Below are 17,563 nucleotides of genomic sequence, written 5' to 3'. Positions count from 1 at the left end.
AGATTGGCGCTATCGATCAGCTCGCCAAATCCATGAGCGTCTGTTGTGATGCCTCGGCACCGTCGATTATGTTGACGAGCTGCCCCTGCTTGAAAATCGCGATCCGGTCGCTCAGCTGCATGATCTCCGGTGCCTCGGAAGAAACCACGAGTACGCCGTTACCCTTTGCCGCGAAGTCGCGCAGGAACGCGTAGATCTCCTGTTTCGAACCTTCGTCGATGCCGCGCGTCGGCTCGTCGCAAATCAGGAGCTTCGGATTCGTCAGGAGGCATCTCGCCAGCACGACTTTCTGTTGGTTGCCACCCGACAAGGTTTCCACGGCGACGTCCGGCGAAGACGATTTGATCCGCTGGGAGGCGATCATGTCTTTGACCGCGCTCCGCTCTTTGTCGCCTCGGATAAAACCGCTGACAGCCATCAAGGCGAGCGAGGACAGCGTAATGTTATGAGCAATCGACGCCGACAGCACGAGCCCGCTATCCTTGCGATCCTCGGTCACCATCGCCATTCCACGTTGGATCGCTTCCTTGGGGCTGCCCGGTCTCACCCTGCCGCCGTTGAAAACAACCTCACCTCCAGTCGGCGAATGCAGTCCAAATATCGTTTCGAGGAATTCGGTTCGTCCGGACCCGAGCAGGCCGTAGATGCCGACCACCTCGCCCGATGCCACGTCCAACGAGATGTCCCGAAAGTGGGTGCCTCTGGCCAGATTCGAGACGGAAAGGAGGATTGGCGCATCTTCGAGAGGCTTGCCCTTTTCGACCAGCTTGACTTCTCGGCCTACGATCTGTGTCACGAGATGACGACGGTCGATGTCCTTAATATTTCCGGTCTCGATAAAACGGCCGTCACGAAATACCGTGTATTCATCCGCGATCTCGAAGATTTCGGTGAGTTTGTGCGACACGTAGATAATCGCGGAGCCACGCGCGGTGATTTTACGGAGCGCGTTGAACAAGACGTGGACTTCGTGTTCGCCGATCGCCGAAGTCGGCTCGTCCATAATGACGATATGTGCGCGGTAGCTGAGCGCCTTGGCGATTTCGACGAGCTGAACCTGGGCGAGGCTAAGTTCCCCCATCTTCTTACGGGCGTCGACCCCGAAACCCAGTTCGTCGAGGAAAGCTTGAGCGTCCTTTCGCATCTGAGCGAAATCTACAAAAACGCTCAGCCTCTTCGGTTCACGGCCAAGGTAAAGATTCTCGGCGACAGTCATCTCGGGAACGGGAGAAAGCTCCTGGGTGATAATGGCGATCCCGTGGCGCAGAGCGTCCGCCGCGCTTTTGAAGTCGACTTGTTCACCATCGATCTCAACCGTTCCTCCATCGCGGCGGAGCAATCCCATCGTGATATTGAGAAAGGTCGACTTGCCCGCTCCGTTACCACCGCACAAAGCATGGACCGTGCCGGCCTTTAGGCTCAGTCGTCCGTCGACCAGCGCCGGAACACCATTGAACGACTTTTGCACGCCCTCAGCCCGGAGAAGCATGCGTTCCGGCGAAGCAAGCGCGGTTGACAGGGCTTCAATCTTCTCAGTTGCGTTGACCATGATATGACGTCATACCTCATGAAATCGAAAACTACGCCGCTGTAAGCGCGCGGCATTTTGCGCTGGCTCTAGGCGCTCTCTAATTTCAGGATCGCGCGCGCCTCGTCCGGTGTGGCAGGCTCGCGTCCAACTTTTTGGGCGACGTCCACAGCACGGGATATTATATCGGCGTTCGTGGGTGTACCGAGCTCACGATAGGGGTAATCGCCGATGCCAATCGCCATATGGCCGCCCAGTCGGCAAATCGCAGGAGCGATGTTCAGTAGATTGCCCCCCAGGCAATTCACCGTCCATTCGATCGGTCTGTCGTCCGGGAGGAATGCAAGGTGCGCCATCAGACCAGCCTCGGTTGGCGGATGCCCGGTGATGTATCGCCCTCCCGTGAGGTGGAGGAGAAAGTAAGCAGGACCCGTCACGAGACCTGCATCCATCAGGGCGACGGCGCGACGTGTAAATCCAACGGACCACGAGACCAGTTTCGGCTTCACGCGTATTTCGGCCAAGGTGCGCGCATAATGCGCGAGGCTTTCGGTCGTGTTCAGATAAAGCCTCTCGGGGTTTTCGAATGTGCGTTTTTCGGTGTCCCAACTTTCGAGATTGGCCGATCCGGTATCAATAGGAGCGATGTCAGGCCGCGTGGCCGGATCCAATGCCAGGGTGGCCACCGTGTCGATGCGTTTCTTGGCGTCGGAGTCGTTCGAGATGAAGCCAAGAGTGGGCAGGATGAGCAGGTCGGTGGCGCCCCTGACCTTGCGGATGATTTCGGCATTCGCTTCGACGGTATTGGTCGCGCCTCCATCAGGAGTTCTCGCGTGGTAATGGAGGATCGCCGCTCCGGCCTTCCGAGCGGCAACAGCAGCCTCAACGATCTCGTCGGCGGTGTATGGAATATTTGGGTTGGAGGTACGCGGAGCGTACTCGTTGACCCTGGCTTCGAGGATGATCTTCTTTTGCATCGCCCGATCCTTATGCCGCCACTGAACCCACAGTGCCCGCCTTGGCGCGCAGAAAGAAGTCATCGCCACCAACCTGCCCACCCTTCAGCATGACTTCGAGGCCATCGACCTCGGCATCTCCTGGCGCTTCCAGACGGCAGACATGGCAATTCTGAACTTCATCGAAAACTGCGATCTCGAGCGCTTCCGCTCCGACTGTCCGCACCGCGTAGCTCGAACTGTCCCCGCCGGAAAAAACGATGCGGCGCAAGGAAATGACGCGGCGCACGGCCCGAACAACGTCGCAGTAGATGGCTCCCAAACGTTCCGCCGGCACATCGCCACCGGTCACGCGGCCCGACTCTCCGCGGGCCGTGTAGATGATTGTGGGGCGGCCACGATCAAGGCCTTCGATCGCCTTTAGAGCGGCCTCTCGAGCAACAGCCGTAGCCTGGTCGTCTGACTCTATCTTGGAAACATCCAAGTGGACCATCTTCCAGCCCGCAGCTTCCGCCGCCGCGATCTGGCGTCCAGTCTGGAGGGCGCAGCTGCCGGATAACACCAAGAGATTTTCGACTGCGGCGATTTCGGTCTTCACCGGCATGGACGAAGATAGCAACCCCGAACGGGCCCAAAGCGCTCCAAGTTGTTGCGCAAGGCCTTGAGCCGCAAGCGCAAACATAGGCAGCTTGGGACACCGCGCCCAAAGCAAATCGGCGACAGCAGCGAGATCAGTGTTTTCGAGGCCATCGAAAATGACCCCTGCCCCCTCTTGGAAAGCCTTAAACACGCGGTCTTCCATGGCTGAACGGTTCCGGATGATGGGCAGCGTGACATTGATGAATTCCCTGTCCGTCTGCCCGGCCAGATGTTTGCGCAAATCGGCCTCGTGCATCGGCGTCCTGGGATGGCACGACATGCTTGGGTGACGGTCAAGCCGCTCAATCCGGTCGGCGAAGCGCGCGAAATGGTTTCCGAAACATGTGTAGCGCCCGAAGTCCGGAGTGGCGGCCAGGACCGAAACGTCCCTTTTCCCGAAGTGGGCTGCGGCGCGCTCCAGGACGGCACCGTAGCTTCCAACGGTCGGGGACGAGTCGAACGTCGAGCAGATCTTGTATTGAATGAACGGACTATCGAGGGTGCGCATGATCGAAAAGGCGCTGTCGAGTTCCTCATCGAGGTCGACTCCCGACAATGCCCGCGCGGTGCCGGCGAAACCAAGAACGTCATAGGATCGAGAATCCGCGGCCGCTTTCTCTACGGAAGGACGCGCCAGATACAACTTGCCCTTCACACCGCTCCGATGGAACTGCGCCAGATTTTCGGACGAGCCCGTGAAGTCGTCGCCGTAAAACACGGCCTTGAGCCTACCAGCTGATGGCATCGAATTCTCCCAATCTCCCGGCCGAGGATATCTGCCTCCATACTTCAGCCGTGCTCCACTCTTGACAATACTAATAGAAGCGGCTCATAACTCTGTCAAGGTCATACCTTATACCTTATACCTCGTATCTCAAGAATTGGAGGACAAAATGAGACTGTCTGGACGTACTGCGGTGGTGACCGGCGCCGGCCGAGGCATTGGACTTGCAATCGCTGAAGCGTACGTTCGCGAAGGCGCGAACGTCGTCATCGTCGACCGCGATCGGGAGGTTGCTAACGAGGCCGCGGTCCGGCTTGGCGACCGGGCGCTGGCCGTCCGCGCCGATATTTCGGTCGATGAAGACGTCGAGGCTATCGTTAAGGAAGCAGTCGGCCGGTTCGGTACAGTCGAGATACTCGTTAATAACGCAGGCGTGGGCGCGACCACCTTGTTCCTTGAAAGCTCGAGGGAGGAATTCGAGCGTGTTGTCCGGATCAATCTGACGGGGACATTTCTCGTAGCGCAGGCTTTCGCGCGGATCATGGCGGCCAAGGGCTACGGGAGAATCATCAACATCGCTTCCTTGTCCGGTCAAAAGGGCGGGGTCGGCCGTTCCGCTTATGGCGCCTCCAAGGCAGGCGTCGAGCTCCTCACGAAGGTGATGGCGGTCGAACTCGCCGAATCGGGTATCAACGTCAACAACATCGCCCCCGGCCCGATATTAACCGAGGTGTCGAAGGTCATGCATACGGTCGAGACTCGTGAAGCCTATCATCGACTTGTTCCGCAACGCCGTTACGGCGAGCCGTCGGAAATCGCCGACGCCGCGGTGTTCCTGGCGAGCGACGAGGCTGCCTATATTACGGGACACACGCTGAACGTCGACGGCGGCTTCTTGGCCGCTGGCCTCATGTTCCCATTCGATCCAAAGGCCTCGAAGCGACTGGGACAGATCAGCGAATAACTTCGATAAGTGGCCAGTTCCACCGTTCGGCATTTGTCGCAAAACGCAAAACGCGGTATGACCTCGTACCTTCCTCAATTTTCTGATTGGAGCGTGACTAGGAATGCTGTCTGTTGACCCCAAAAAAATCCCAAGCAGGTTGGACATTGCGCTCGACTATATCACGGGCGAAATTGCCAAAGGAAACCTTGGGCCCGGCGACAAACTTCCCAATGAAAAGGAGCTGGCTCAGTTGCTCGGCATCAGCCGTACTCCGATTAGGGAGGCGATCAAAACACTTGCCGTGTCGGGTCTCGTCGAGACCCGACACGGCTTTGGCAACTATATCCGGAAAGACGAAGGCCTTCCGGCAATGCCGCTTGCGATGTTCCAGCTCTATCTTCAGAGTTCGACGCCCGAAATGCTGATGGAACTGCGGTTCGTGTTCGACCGCAACTGTTCGGAACTCGCCTCGTTGCGGCGCACAGACGAAGATCTTGCCATCATGAGGGAGTGCATCGACCGGCTGAAGAGACTGTCGGATGATCCGAACTCCCCGATCGAAGAACTGCTCAAGGCCGACCTCGACTTTCATCGAGCCATATACAAGGCTGCGGGAAACCCGTTGATCGCCGTGGTTGCGGATTTCGTGCTGAACATGGTCGCACCATGGGTCCAAAAATCGCTTGAGGTCAGTGGCAAGTGGCGGGCTGTCGGGCTTCATGAACACATGTTCGAAATGATCCGCGACAGGAAGACCGGCGACCTTAGCCGCGAGAGCGTCGAGGAGAACATGGAGCACTTCCGCACGTCGTTGCTGAAATGACGGGGGTTCCTGGTCTTCCTTGTGTGATTAGGGATGCCTTGTTTTTGGTCCTGGGCGTAATATCACAGTGGACTGTTTAACCGAGGCGGCCGCTGAGCCTCGATGCGGAGGCGCACGGCCCGCCCCATTCCCAGGCGGGCCAGGACGATCAGCGGTCAAGGCGTGCCAGCCGGGTCGATCTGCGCCTATCCGACTAGCGGCTTAGGTCGGTGCGCCGGGATGATACTTGCTGTCCAGATCGTTGATCGCCCTGACGTTGCCCGCTGATTGGCCACGTTCGTCGAACGTTTTGCCCAGGAACATCTCGGCGATCGCCTTGGCATGCTCCGATCCTATCACACGGGCGCCCATCGTGATGATCTGCGCGTTATTTGAAAGGGCAGCGCGCTCGGCGGAGTAGGTGTCGTGCGTCAGAGCGGCCCGGATGCCCGGGACCTTGTTTGCTGCGATGCAGACGCCGATTCCGGTTCCGCAAACGAGAATCGCCTTGTCATACGTGCCATCGAGAACGCCCGAGGCCACGCGTTCGGACAGATTGGCATAAAAAGCATCTGGGCCTGCATCGGTCCGGGACACTTCATACACGTCGAAGCGGCCTTTCAGGTGTTCGGCCAAAACCTTGGCAAGACCTTCGCCAGCGCTGTCTCCTGCAACGGCTACCTTCATGTTTTTTCTCCTTAGAGTTTGGCGGCGCATTTCTGAAGAATGTCGAGGTATCCTTCGACGCTCCACGCCGAACGGCCGATGAAAAGTCCGTCTATGTGCGGACTCGAGATCAGTTCTTCGCAATTCTCGGGATTGACCGAACCGCCATAGAGACACGGGATTTTTCGGCCAATCACCTCCGCGGCGACGGCGACAATTTCGCCCTGACGCGCGTCAGCGTAATCAGCGGTTGCCGGAACGCCTTTCTCGCCGATGGCCCAGACGGGCTCATACGCAAGGAGGATCTCGGCATCCTTCTGCGGAGCGGTCAGCTTCGAAAGCGCTCCACGCACCTGCGTCGCCAAAATCTCGGCCGCGTTTCCGCTGTCGCGGTCTTTTAGCGTCTCACCTATGCAGATGAGCGGAATGAGACCGTGCCGGACGGCGGCTTCTGTCTTCAGAGCCACTGCTTCATCAGTCTCGCCGAAATGTTCACGCCGCTCAGAGTGGCCGAGTTCGACCAGATCGAGCTTGCAGTCCTTCAGCATCAGCGGCGAGACTTCGCCCGTCCAGGCGCCCCGTTCGGCCCAATGCATATTCTGCGCGCCAACCTTCACGGAGGTTCCCGCGAGCATCGCCTTAACCTCGCGAAGAACTGTATAAGCCGGAATGACGAAGCGCTGGATGCGTGGATGATCCGTCGAGCTTGCCTTGAGATCGCGCACAAAATGCTCGGCATCGGCCAGTGTCTTGTTCATCTTCCAGCTGGTGCCAATCCAGATGCGTTTCTTCTCGGTCATGTCCCGCTTCACCGCGTTTCCATTTCAGTTGACGCTGCCCGACCTAAAGTGATCCGGCCCGATACCGCTTCGCCATCTCTGAAAGCGGGATGACGTCGATAGAGCTTGCGCGTCCGGCCGTTCCGAAGGCTTCGAATCTTTCGCGACAAAGCTTTGAAAGAGCCGTCATCGCGGGCTTCAAGTACTTGCGGGGATCGAATTCAGTCGGATCGTCGGCCAGCACTCTGCGCACCTGCCCGGTCATGGCAATGCGGCAATCCGTGTCGATGTTGACCTTTCGCACGCCGTGCCGGATGCCCCGCAGAATTTCCTCGAGCGGTACGCCCCAGGTCGGCTTCATCTGGCCGCCGAACCGATTGAAAATTTCCTGCAACTCCTCCGGCACGCTCGAAGAACCATGCATGACGAGATGCGTGTTCGGCAGCTTCCGGTGGATCGCCTCGATAACATCCGTTGCGAGAACATCTCCGTCTGGGCGACGTGAGAATTTGTACGCGCCATGGCTCGTCCCCATTGCGACGGCAAGCGCGTCCACCTTCGTCTCCTTGACGAATTTCGCGGCGTCGTCCGGATCGGTCAGAAGCTGATGCGGATCGAGCTTGCCTTCAAAGCCGTGACCGTCTTCGGCTTCGCCCATACCGGTCTCCAGCGAGCCTAGAACACCAAGCTCCCCTTCCACCGAGACGCCTGCCCAATGAGCGATCTCGCTGACGTCTTTCGTGACCTTAACGTTATACTCCCAGTCCGCCGGCGTCTTCCCGTCCGCGCGGATCGACCCGTCCATCATCACTGACGTAAAGCCATGTTGGATTGCAGTGACGCAGGTGCTGGGTTCATTCCCGTGGTCGAGATGGACGCACACCGGAATATGCGGGTAGATCTCCGTCACCGCATCCATCATGTGTTTGAGCATGATGTCGTTGACATAGGCCCGCGCCCCACGGCTCGCCTGCAGAATGACAGGCGAATCCGTGTCATCTGCCGCTTCCATAATGGCGAGCGCCTGCTCCATATTGTTGATGTTGAACGCCGGGACGCCGTAGCCTTGTTCTGCAGCGTCGTCTAACAGTTGGCGAAGAGTAATCCTGGCCATGAAATCTCACTCGCTGGTTGGATTGGAATCGAGATAGCTTGCGATCAATTCGACCTCGGTAGCCGAACCGAAGACCAGCGGCGTGCGGCAATGGTGGGAGGCCGGAACCTTATCGAGGATCGCCGAAATGCCATCCGTCGCCAGCCCTCCGGCCTGCTCCATCAGGAACGCGATGGGGTTTGCCTCGTAAACCAGGCGAAGCCGCCCACTTTGGTACCCCGGTCGTTTGTCGGCGGCGTAGAAAAATACACCGCCCCTGAGCAGGATCCGGTGGAGCTCGCCGACGGCTGACCCGAGCCAGCGCATGTTGAAATCGCGGCCACGCGCTCCGTCCTTGCCAGCCAAACAATCCTGAAGATACAAGCTCAGACCAGGTTGAAGGTGACGGTGGTTGGAGGCGTTATATGCAAGCTCCGATGTGTCACGAGGTATTTGGACCTGCCTTCTCACGATCAAGAATTCGCCCGTCTGCGGATGCATCGTCGCCAGCAGCACACCCTCCCCTACCGAGAAGCCCAGATCCACCGTATTGCCGAAGGAAACATAACCCGCGGCGACCTGTCGCTTTCCGGGGAGCAGAAAAGGGTCTTCCGCTTCGCTAAGTGGGAGGATCGAGAAGATCGTCCCGACGGGTGTACCCAATCCGACGTTTCCCGAACCGTCGATCGGATCGATCGCCACGGCGAAACTCTGGCCCTTAAACAGAAGCGGCGCGTCCGCCTCCTCCGACAGGACCTGCGCGGCCCCTGCTCGTTCCAGAATCTCGATAAACAATTCGTGCGACGAGACATCGATGGCCTTTTGCGCATCACCGTCGGAATTGGATCCCACCAGGCGCGCAGGATCGCCCTCGAGGGAGCCCGCGGCAATGCGCTCGGACAAAAGACAGGCAGCATCCAAGACACCATTGATCAACGCCGCCACGCCCTGGCGGGCCGTGTCCTCACCGACCCAGGTCGAGAGGTACGCATCAACCGACCCGTACAAGACTTGGGCTTGGTCGTTCGCGAGAGTCACCAGCGCGCTCATTCGTCACCCCTCACCCTTGCGACGGCGCGAGCGACGATCGCGTCACGAGTGATCCCGAACTTTTCGTACAACGTCTCCGCCGGCGCGGAAGCGCCGAAGCCGGACATCCCGATCACGTCGTCTTCACTGTCGACGTACCTCGTCCAGCCGAACTTCGAGAGCGCCTCTACGGCGATGCGTGGTGCTTCCCCCAGGACCGCGTTCCGGTAGTCCTTGGCCTGGCGTTCGAAGAGGTCCCAGCTCGGCATCGACACAACTGCGGCCGGAATGTTTCTCGTCTCCAGCTCTTCGGCAGCCTCGATCGCAAGCGCCACCTCCGTTCCGGTGGCGATGAGTGTGACCGCACGCTCGCGACTTGCTTCCCGGAGCACATAGGCTCCCCGTGCGCAGCGATTGGTGCCGTCACGCTCCGAGCGCAGCTGGGGAACGTTCTGGCGCGAGAGTGCCAGAACGGATGGGGTATTCTTGCTGGTGATCGCAAGATCCCAGCATTCCAGCGTCTCGATCGTGTCGGCCGGCCGGAACACGTGCAGGTTCGGCATCGCCCTGAGGCTTGCGAGATGCTCGACGGGCTGGTGCGTCGGGCCATCTTCGCCGAGACCGATGGAGTCATGCGTCATCACGAAGATGGAACGGACGCCCATCAGGGCCGCCACGCGAATGGCGTTGCGGCAGTAGTCCGAGAATACGAGAAAAGTGCCGCCATATGGTATGAAGCCGCCGTGAACCGCCATGCCGTTCATCGCGGCCGCCATGGCGAACTCCCTCACGCCATAGCTAACATAACGCCCGGTTGCAGCAGCGGTGAAATCACTGTCCACGGCAGGAACACGGGTCAAATTCGAATGGGTGAGGTCCGCCGAGCCGCCTATCATTTCAGGCAGCAACTCCGTCAGCGCCTCCAGCGCAATCTGGCTCGCCTTACGCGTGGCGACCGACTGAGGTTTGTCGAGCAGCTTTGCCTTGGCGGCGCTCACCGCTTCCGTGTATTGCGGCGGCAACGATCCATCGGTGCGACGCTGAAATTCGCTTTTGACGTCCGCTTCCGTGGTTGCGAGCCGCGCTTGCCACTCCCTGCGTGCCGTAGCGCCCTTTGCACCAATCTCGCGCCATGTTTCCAGGATTTGGGCGGGAATCTCGAAAGCATCTGCCGTCCAGCCGTAAACTGCCTTTGCCGCGGCAGCTTCGCTCGCGCCCAGCGGTGCGCCGTGCACTGAGCTTGTTCCTGCCTTCGAGGGAGAACCGTAACCGATGATGGTTTTCAGAGCGATCAGGGACGGCCTTGACGCTTCCGCCTTCGCGTTCGAGATCGCCGCATCGACCGCTTCAGCATCATGGCCATCTACGCGTTGCGTGTGCCATCCGTAAGCATCAAATCTCCCAAGCACGTCTTCCGAAAACGCTATCGCGGTCGAACCGTCGATGGTGATGGAATTGTCGTCATAGAGGACGATCAACTTGCCGAGTTGAAGGTGGCCCGCCAGTGAGGCAGCTTCCTGACCGACACCTTCCATGAGGCACCCGTCTCCGCAGAAGACGTAGGTATGGTGGTCGACAAGTGCAGCGCCGAATTCAGTTGCCAGGCGTCGTTCCGCTATCGCCATTCCGACTGCGGAGGCGATTCCCTGCCCCAATGGGCCCGTCGTCGTCTCGACGCCGGCTGTGTGGCCGTATTCCGGGTGGCCCGGTGTTTTAGAGCCCCATTGGCGGAAATTGCGGATCTCCTCAATGGTCAGGTCTTTGTAACCGGTGAGGTGCAGAAGGCTGTAAAGCAACATTGAGCCATGACCATTCGACAAAACGAACCGATCCCGGTCTGGCCACCCGGGTTCGCTTGCGTCGAATTTAAGGTGCCTGCCGAAAAGGACGGCCGCCGCATCCGCCATACCCATCGGCATACCGGGGTGACCGGATTTTGCCGCCTCAACCCCGTCGATCGACAGGACACGGATGGCGTTCGCGAGATCACGGATTGAAACTGCTGCTGACAAGTCTTCCTCCCTTTTAACCGATCCTATTGTGACGCACTTCGCGCAAAATCACAACAGAGAATCACAAAAGAACATTTACTTTTGTTATCTTGTGAGAATCCGTAACGCATTATCTTTTGAAACGCACAGGCTTTTTCGCTCGCAATCAGCTGGCGGTAACGGTCAGCCAGCGTGGTTCGTGCCTTTTGGTCAGAAAATCGGAGATGCACGTGACCTTAAATCGAGCAGAAGAAGCATTTCCGCCGACGATGTCTGCACCCAAACGAGGTGCCGGTAGCCCAATGGTACAGGATCACTTTTCAGGGCATCCAAGGCTCGAAGGAGCACGCTGGCAACCCATTCTGCAGGCTGGCTCCTGCAAGCTCTTTGGCTGAGGTGGCCAGTTCTGCGAAACCAACCGATCGCTCATCTGGACGGCTACAGCCAAGGTCTCTTTGTCAAATGGAGGCAGGTCTTCAATCATCGCTTCGAACATCTTGAAGGGTTCCCAACTCATTCACGCCATACGACGGCGGCCATCGTTCGACGATTTGCTTTGAATGATCTCGACTACCTGTCTCTCATCAGTCCAGACCGTCTCTAGCCAGGCCTTGAACGCGCTGATCTTCGGCGAACGGAGCCGAGACCTAACGTAGGTGAGGCTGTGGCAGCCCATATTGGGTCCCGTCATGCCGAATGGCAGAACAAGATTGCCTTTCTCGACGTCGCGCTCAAGTAGGCGGTAGCTCTCGAGGCAGACCCCTCTGCCCTCCACAGCCGCCGCGATCGACATGAACGCGTCACGGAACCGCGGGCCGCGTGTAAGGTCAATTTCGAGATTGTGGTCCTTGGCCCACTGGTGCCAGCTGTATAGTGTCTGCTCCGATCGGATCAAAGCTTGGCCCAGAAGATCGGACGGCTTTCGAATGGCCTTCTCTCCCGATGCGATTTCCGGCGAACACGCGACTACGATCGTCTCTAGGGGAAACTCTTCCGCAGCGATCGAGCCGAGCTTGGGAACGCTGCCGAAGCAAATGTCGACGTCGACCGAACCATCGTTCAGCTTGGCCGGATCCGACGATGAGAGCAATCTTGTCTCGATGTTCGGGTAGAGTTCCTCAAACATCGGCAGGCGCGGCATCAACCAGAGCGATGCGAGGCTCGGAACGCATCCCACACTGAGAACGTCGACGCTATTGCGTCTCGACACTTCGTTGGTCGCGTGCTCAATAATCGAGAGCGCTTCCGCAAGGTCGCGATAGTATCGCTCGCCGATATCCGTGAGCGACACGTTGCGTCCGATACGATGGAACAGCTTCTCTCCGAGGTCCTCCTCCATAAGGCGAATCTGGTGACTGATCGCCGAGGGGGTGAGTTGGAGCTGCGCCGCCGCCTCTAGGAACGAACCCAAGCGGCTGGCTGCTACGAACGACTGGATCGCGCGTATCGAGGGAAGCGCCGTCATGAGGTCTTCCAGTCCCGGACGCGCGCCCCGCCCGACTGCGCGAATGCGTTCGTCATAATGAGGCTACCTTCCGCTGCGCGCGCTGTCCGAAGTCGGAACGCACCTCCTCGCCTGCCGCAATGCGTTTAATATCGCCGAGGACCTCGGAGAAGTTGCTTCGGCCAGAGGTGCCGAATCCCATGTAGACCTGCTTGTAGAGCTGGTAGAGCATCTCATAGCGCTCGCGGGTCGCCGGATCCGGGTCGAACCTCTTGAAGCCGACGCACATGGCCGCTTGAGCCGTCTCGATGCTTCCGTGGTCCTTCGATGCAAGGCTTGCGAAGATACCTGATCCCAGTCCGGTTGGCAGGCCGTCGGGCACGAGGATAGGCTTGCCGAGCACGTTGGCGTAGATCTGATTGAGCAAGGCGTTCTTCTGCGGCACACCGCCGGCGTTGATGACCCGGTTGACGGGAACGCCGTGCTGTTCCATCCGCTCGAGAATGATACGCGTGTGGAACGCCGTTCCTTCGATCGCAGCATAGAGCTCATCCTGTGCAGTATGCCCCAGGTGCCAGCCGATCGTCATGCCCCCAAGATCAGACCTGACCAGAACGGTGCGATCACCATTATCCCAGGAAAACCGCATGAGGCCCGTCTTCCCGCCCTCAATCCTCCCAAGGCCCTCGGACAGTTTCGAGACCGTCGTTGATGCGCGGCGAGCAATAGCGTCAAAAATGTCTCCCGTCGCGGATAGGCCAGCCTCGACGCCGACTAGGTCCGGATGGGCACTTCCCGGCACTACGCCGCAAACTCCCGGAATCAGCTTGACGCGTTCGCTCACCGCGATGATGCAGGTCGAGGTCCCGATCACGTTCACGACATCGCCCAAACGGCAGCCTGCTCCAATTGCGTCCCAGTGCGCATCGAAGGCTCCGACCGGGACTGGAATTCCCGCGGTCAATCCGAGCTTCTCCGCCCATTCGAGGCTCAGGCGGCCGGCAACCTTGGCAGAAGTCTGGTAGGTCCCACCGATTTTCTCCCGAACTCCATCGAAAAGCGGATCGACGCGTGAAAGGAACGCCTGGGACGGCAGCCCGCCCCACTTCGGGTTCCACATCCACTTATGGCCCATCGCGCACACGCTTCGAACCACCGCGGAGCTGTCCGTGACACCTGTCAAGACGGCAGCAGCCATGTCGCAATGTTCCAGCGCGGTGCCGAAACGGTCGCGGAGTCCGGGATTGTGCCGGAGCCAATGGAGAAGCTTGGCGAATCCCCACTCATGCGAGTAAGTGCCCCCGCACCATTCGATGGCTTCGAGATGGGTCTCGTGCGCGGTCGCCGTGATTTCCTCGGCCTCGGCCTTGGCTCGGTGGTCGCACCAAAGATAGTAGTCGCTGAGCGGATTTAGATTCCGATCGACAGGGATCACCGATGACCCTGTCGTGTCGACAGCAATCGAGCGCACCGTCGTCGAATCAATCCCGCACTCGACAGACACGCGCCGCATGGCCTGGACCAGACCGTCCATATGGTCGGCATGCGATTGCGTCGCTAGGTCGGGCTCGGAGCGGGATCTGCCGAGCGGATATTCTGCGATGGCGGTGCCTAGAGGGCCTCGCTCCGTATCGGCGAGCGTCACGCGGACGCTCAGCGTGCCAAAATCAACACCAGCTACAATCGACATCGTCATACCTGCTTTGATCGCGCGGGCTGGCCGTAGGTGGCCGACTTTCCGTGCTTTCGTTGGAAATGCCGATCGAGGAGTGCCGCCGAAATTTCGAGACTCTCCTGGCTGATCTGGCGTGAATGAAACGCGATCCTGGCGACCGCCTCCAGCATCTCGGCGTTGTGAACCGCGTCGGCTGCGTCGACACCCCAGCAAAAAGGGCCATGATCGTTGACCAGCGCCGCGGGAATCGCGAGCGGATCATTGTTGCCGAGTGCTTCGGCGATCACCCTCCCGGTGTTCCGGACGTAGTCGTCGCGGATCTCGGCGTCCGTCAGTTGCCGGGTCACCGGAATGGTGCCGTTGAAGTAGTCGGCATGGGTGGTACCCATCGCCGGGATCGCACGGCCGGACTGGGCCCAGGCCGTGGCGTAGAAGGAATGAGTGTGAACGACCGCGCCAATCGCCTTGAAGCTCTTGTAGAGCTCGATGTGGGTGTCGAGGTCGCTCGACGGGCGCATGTCGCCGTCGATGATAGTGCCATCCAGGTCGGTGACGACGATATCGCTCGTGTTCATCGCCTTATAGGAGACGCCGCTCGGCTTGATGGCGACGATGCCGTTCTGGCGATCGATGGCGCTGACATTTCCGAACGTGGAAATGACGAGCCCGCTTTCGTAGAGTTCGAAGTTGGCATCAAGGACGGCCTTGCGCAGTGCGGAATACTTCACGTTCGCCACCTCTTAAACCTTCCGGCTGCGGTTGAAGCGGTCGGCTGCGACGGCTACGAGAATGATGGTGCCGATCACGATCTGGTGCCAGAAGGTGTTGACGTTCAGCAAGTTGAGGGCGTTGCGAACGACCGCCATTAGAACGGCGCCGACGACTGTGCCGAAGAGCGTCGCGCGACCGCCGGACAGTCCGGTGCCACCGATGACGACCGCGGCGATAACGTCCAGCTCGTAGCCTTGTCCTGCCTCCGGCATCGCCGATTCCAGACGGGAGGTCAGCATAATCCCGGCGAAGGCGGAGAGCGCCCCGGCCAGCACGTAGACCGCGATTTTGATCTTGTCCGTGGGGATACCGACGAGCCGCGCCGCATCGGGATTACTGCCGATCGACAGAACGAAGCGGCCGAAGCGGGTGTAGTAGAGAAGATAGTAGGCCGCAGCGAACACGATGGCGGTCAGGATCACAGGGACTGGGATGCCCGCGAGATAGCTCTGGCCGATGGCGCGAAAGGCCGGATCCGAGGCGCCCGTGATCGGGATGCCCTGTGTGTAAACCATGACGACGCCGCGGCTGACGACCATGATCGCCATCGTCGCTATGAAGTCGGTAATCCCTACCTTGGTGATTAGGAAGCCGTTGACGAGGCCGATGAACGCACCGAGCGCGAGGCCTGCCAAGCAGGCGACGGGAACGGGGTATCCGAGAACGAGAACATTGGCGGTGACAAGCCCGGTCAGCGCGAGCGTCGAGCCGACGGAGAGGTCAATACCCCGCATGCCGATGACGAAAGTCGCACCGAAAGCAATGACGGCGATGGGCACTGCCTGCCGCAGGACGTCAGTCATGTTGCCGAAGGTGAAGAAACGGGGAGCCGCGAAACCCAGCCCGATTAGAAGAATGACGAATGCGACGTAGACACCAGCGTTGCCGCTGGCGCGGCCGACCTTGAAGCCTAGCCTTGGACGAGTGACTGCAACTTCAGCCATTGATGCCTCCCATGGTGTTCAGGGTTTCCGGCGGCCTGACCGAATGCAGGGCCAACGTCTCTTCCTTGGACGTGGCGGCATCGACCACCGTGGTGATTTTGCCTTCGAACATGACCGCCACGCGGTGGCAAAGTCCGAGGAGTTCGGCGTTGTCCGCCGAGACGACGATTACGGAGCAACCGTCTTTGGCAGCGGCCTGAACCAGTGCGTAGACCTCGGATTTTGCTCGGACGTCGACACCTCTGGTCGGCTCTTCGAGGAGCAGGACCTTCGGCTGGGTGAGGAGCCATCGGGCGAGCATGACCTTCTGCTGGTTGCCGCCGCTGAGCGACGCGATCTCCGCCTGCGGGCCATCGCATTTGACGCCCAGCTTGGAGATGTAGTCTCCGGCAATCTCTCTCTCGCGGGCCGGCTTCAGTGTAACTTTGCCGAGAACACCGAGGTTTGCGATAGACAGATTCCAGCCCACGGAATGCTCGGGGAAGATCCCTTCCACCTTGCGCTCGGCGGGCAAGAAAGCAAACCGTTCCCTGATCGCGTCGGTGACGTCGACGATGCGAGCATCCTTGCCGCCGATCACAACGGTCCCGCTGTCGTAGGGCCGCTGGCCGAAAAGGGATCGTAGCAGAGCGCTCTTGCCTGAGCCCTCCAGCCCGGCGATGCCGAAGATCTCGCCCTTCGAGAGCGAGAAGGAGATATCCTCGAAGGCTCCGGCCTTCGAGAGGCCCCGCAACTCCAGAGAGGGTTCGGACCTCGCAGGGACACGGGGAGGAAACTGTTTGGACAGCGATCCGCCAATCATGGCGCTGACGACTTTGTCGACATCGAGATCTGCGACCGGGAGGTCGGCGACAGTGCGCCCATCCCGCAGAACCATCACCCGGCTGCAGATGCCGAGCAGTTCCTTGATGCGGTGCGAAACATAGATAATCGCCTTACCAGCAGCCTGAAGGCGCTTGATGATGGCGAAGAGTTGCTTGCGCTCGACTTCCTCGAGAGCCTCCGTTGGCTCGTCCATGATGATGATGTCGGCGTTGGTGCTGAGTGCCTTGGCGATTTCCACCATCTGGCGGTCTGACAGGCTGAGTTCTCTCACCGGGCGGTCGACGGGTACGTCGACACCGAGTTCGTCGAACAGGATGCGGCGTGCTTCCTTGCGCATGCGGGCGTGCGCCAACGGAGCAAGCACGAAATCACTGGTGCGCAGTTCCCGGCCCGCGAAAATGTTCTGGGCGGCATCGAAATCGGGGAACAGACTGAGTTCCTGGTAGATGATGGCAATGCCAGCGTCTGCTCCGGCCTTCGGGTCTGCGAGCTCGACAGCCTTGCCACGCACCGAGATCGTACCGCCATCGCGACAATATGCTCCGGCAAGGATTTTCATGAGCGTGCTCTTCCCCGCTCCATTTTCACCGACCAGGCCGAGCACTTCACCCGCGCTTATGGCGAGGTCGATATCGCGCAGCGCGACCGTGTTGCCGAAGCGCTTGCCGATACCCTTCATTTCTAGCAGCGGATTGTGGGTCATCTCTAAGATCCTCGGATTGAGTGCGGCCCCCGGCGTGGGGGCCGCGTC

At 59.5% G+C, this 17,563-nt stretch carries 15 protein-coding genes; 2 read left to right on the top strand and 13 right to left on the bottom strand.

What is annotated here, in order from left to right; genetic code table 11:
• Positions 1-16: 16 nt before the first annotated feature.
• From K290_RS0124720 to K290_RS0124710, 3 genes are all read right to left on the bottom strand, one after another.
• A complete protein-coding gene (locus K290_RS0124720; protein ID WP_037136197.1) occupies positions 17-1,549 on the bottom strand; it encodes a sugar ABC transporter ATP-binding protein in 1,533 nt (510 codons plus the stop codon).
• Positions 1,550-1,617: 68 nt separating this feature from the next.
• Positions 1,618-2,505, bottom strand: a complete 888-nt coding sequence (locus K290_RS0124715) for a beta-keto acid cleavage family enzyme (RefSeq protein ID WP_028754335.1) — start codon at positions 2,503-2,505, stop codon at positions 1,618-1,620.
• A 10-nt stretch (positions 2,506-2,515) separates the two neighbouring features.
• Positions 2,516-3,868 (bottom strand): four-carbon acid sugar kinase family protein, encoded by a 1,353-nt coding sequence (locus K290_RS0124710; RefSeq protein WP_028754334.1) that lies wholly within the window; start codon positions 3,866-3,868, stop codon positions 2,516-2,518.
• A gap of 148 nt (positions 3,869-4,016) precedes the next feature.
• Between K290_RS0124710 and K290_RS0124705 the strand changes: the two genes are divergently transcribed.
• Both K290_RS0124705 and K290_RS0124700 read left to right on the top strand, forming a co-directional pair.
• Positions 4,017-4,811 (top strand): SDR family NAD(P)-dependent oxidoreductase, encoded by a 795-nt coding sequence (locus tag K290_RS0124705; protein ID WP_028754333.1) that lies wholly within the window; start codon positions 4,017-4,019, stop codon positions 4,809-4,811.
• A 103-nt stretch (positions 4,812-4,914) separates the two neighbouring features.
• Positions 4,915-5,616, top strand: a complete 702-nt coding sequence (locus K290_RS0124700) for a FadR/GntR family transcriptional regulator (RefSeq protein ID WP_028754332.1) — start codon at positions 4,915-4,917, stop codon at positions 5,614-5,616.
• Between the two features lie 201 nt (positions 5,617-5,817).
• Here the strand turns inward: K290_RS0124700 and derI are convergent, their stop codons facing one another.
• The 10 genes from derI to K290_RS0124650 form a co-directional block, all read right to left on the bottom strand.
• The gene (gene derI / locus K290_RS0124695) at positions 5,818-6,282 is read right to left on the bottom strand and encodes a D-erythrulose-4-phosphate isomerase (RefSeq protein WP_028754331.1); all 465 of its coding nucleotides are present in this window, start codon (positions 6,280-6,282) and stop codon (positions 5,818-5,820) included.
• An 11-nt stretch (positions 6,283-6,293) separates the two neighbouring features.
• Positions 6,294-7,061: a triose-phosphate isomerase gene (locus K290_RS0124690; RefSeq protein WP_028754330.1), complete on the bottom strand. Its 768-nt coding sequence runs from the start codon at positions 7,059-7,061 to the stop codon at positions 6,294-6,296.
• 43 nt (positions 7,062-7,104) lie between these two features.
• The gene (gene fba, locus K290_RS0124685; RefSeq protein WP_028754329.1) at positions 7,105-8,154 is read right to left on the bottom strand and encodes a class II fructose-bisphosphate aldolase; all 1,050 of its coding nucleotides are present in this window, start codon (positions 8,152-8,154) and stop codon (positions 7,105-7,107) included.
• Between the two features lie 6 nt (positions 8,155-8,160).
• Entirely contained in the window at positions 8,161-9,183 is a 1,023-nt protein-coding gene (locus tag K290_RS0124680) for a class 1 fructose-bisphosphatase (protein ID WP_028754328.1), read from the bottom strand.
• Positions 9,180-11,174, bottom strand: coding sequence for a transketolase (tkt, locus tag K290_RS0124675; protein WP_028754327.1), 1,995 nt, complete (start codon positions 11,172-11,174; stop codon positions 9,180-9,182). The genes K290_RS0124680 and tkt overlap by 4 nt, the downstream gene beginning before the upstream one ends.
• A 496-nt stretch (positions 11,175-11,670) precedes the next feature.
• Positions 11,671-12,618 carry a LysR substrate-binding domain-containing protein gene (locus K290_RS0124670; RefSeq protein ID WP_028754326.1) on the bottom strand — a complete coding sequence of 316 codons (948 nt, stop codon included), beginning with the start codon at positions 12,616-12,618 and terminating at the stop codon, positions 11,671-11,673.
• Between the two features lie 52 nt (positions 12,619-12,670).
• Positions 12,671-14,287 (bottom strand): ribulokinase, encoded by a 1,617-nt coding sequence (locus K290_RS0124665; RefSeq protein WP_028754325.1) that lies wholly within the window; start codon positions 14,285-14,287, stop codon positions 12,671-12,673.
• A gap of 2 nt (positions 14,288-14,289) precedes the next feature.
• Positions 14,290-15,000 (bottom strand): L-ribulose-5-phosphate 4-epimerase AraD, encoded by a 711-nt coding sequence (gene araD / locus K290_RS0124660; RefSeq protein ID WP_028754324.1) that lies wholly within the window; start codon positions 14,998-15,000, stop codon positions 14,290-14,292.
• Positions 15,001-15,012: 12 nt separating this feature from the next.
• The gene (locus K290_RS0124655) at positions 15,013-15,987 is read right to left on the bottom strand and encodes an ABC transporter permease (RefSeq protein WP_028754323.1); all 975 of its coding nucleotides are present in this window, start codon (positions 15,985-15,987) and stop codon (positions 15,013-15,015) included.
• Entirely contained in the window at positions 15,980-17,515 is a 1,536-nt protein-coding gene (locus K290_RS0124650) for a sugar ABC transporter ATP-binding protein (protein ID WP_028754322.1), read from the bottom strand. Before K290_RS0124650 ends, K290_RS0124655 begins: the two co-directional genes overlap by 8 nt.
• Positions 17,516-17,563 lie beyond the last annotated feature (48 nt).

The organism is Rhizobium leucaenae USDA 9039, assembly GCF_000426285.1.
Lineage (GTDB): Bacteria > Pseudomonadota > Alphaproteobacteria > Rhizobiales > Rhizobiaceae > Rhizobium > Rhizobium leucaenae.
The sequence above is the reverse complement of the archived record's forward strand: the minus strand, read 5'-3'. Positions and strand labels throughout refer to the sequence as shown.

Coding starts and splice junctions, on each gene's coding strand:
- K290_RS0124720 (WP_037136197.1), bottom strand. CDS start 1,549: ATGGTCAACGCAACTGAGAAGATTGAAGCCCTGTCAACCGCGCTTGCT.
- K290_RS0124715 (WP_028754335.1), bottom strand. CDS start 2,505: ATGCAAAAGAAGATCATCCTCGAAGCCAGGGTCAACGAGTACGCTCCG.
- K290_RS0124710 (WP_028754334.1), bottom strand. CDS start 3,868: ATGCCATCAGCTGGTAGGCTCAAGGCCGTGTTTTACGGCGACGACTTC.
- K290_RS0124705 (WP_028754333.1), top strand. CDS start 4,017: ATGAGACTGTCTGGACGTACTGCGGTGGTGACCGGCGCCGGCCGAGGC.
- K290_RS0124700 (WP_028754332.1), top strand. CDS start 4,915: ATGCTGTCTGTTGACCCCAAAAAAATCCCAAGCAGGTTGGACATTGCG.
- derI (WP_028754331.1), bottom strand. CDS start 6,282: ATGAAGGTAGCCGTTGCAGGAGACAGCGCTGGCGAAGGTCTTGCCAAG.
- K290_RS0124690 (WP_028754330.1), bottom strand. CDS start 7,061: ATGACCGAGAAGAAACGCATCTGGATTGGCACCAGCTGGAAGATGAAC.
- fba (WP_028754329.1), bottom strand. CDS start 8,154: ATGGCCAGGATTACTCTTCGCCAACTGTTAGACGACGCTGCAGAACAA.
- K290_RS0124680 (WP_028754328.1), bottom strand. CDS start 9,183: ATGAGCGCGCTGGTGACTCTCGCGAACGACCAAGCCCAAGTCTTGTAC.
- K290_RS0124670 (WP_028754326.1), bottom strand. CDS start 12,618: ATGACGGCGCTTCCCTCGATACGCGCGATCCAGTCGTTCGTAGCAGCC.
- K290_RS0124665 (WP_028754325.1), bottom strand. CDS start 14,287: ATGTCGATTGTAGCTGGTGTTGATTTTGGCACGCTGAGCGTCCGCGTG.
- K290_RS0124655 (WP_028754323.1), bottom strand. CDS start 15,987: ATGGCTGAAGTTGCAGTCACTCGTCCAAGGCTAGGCTTCAAGGTCGGC.
- K290_RS0124650 (WP_028754322.1), bottom strand. CDS start 17,515: ATGACCCACAATCCGCTGCTAGAAATGAAGGGTATCGGCAAGCGCTTC.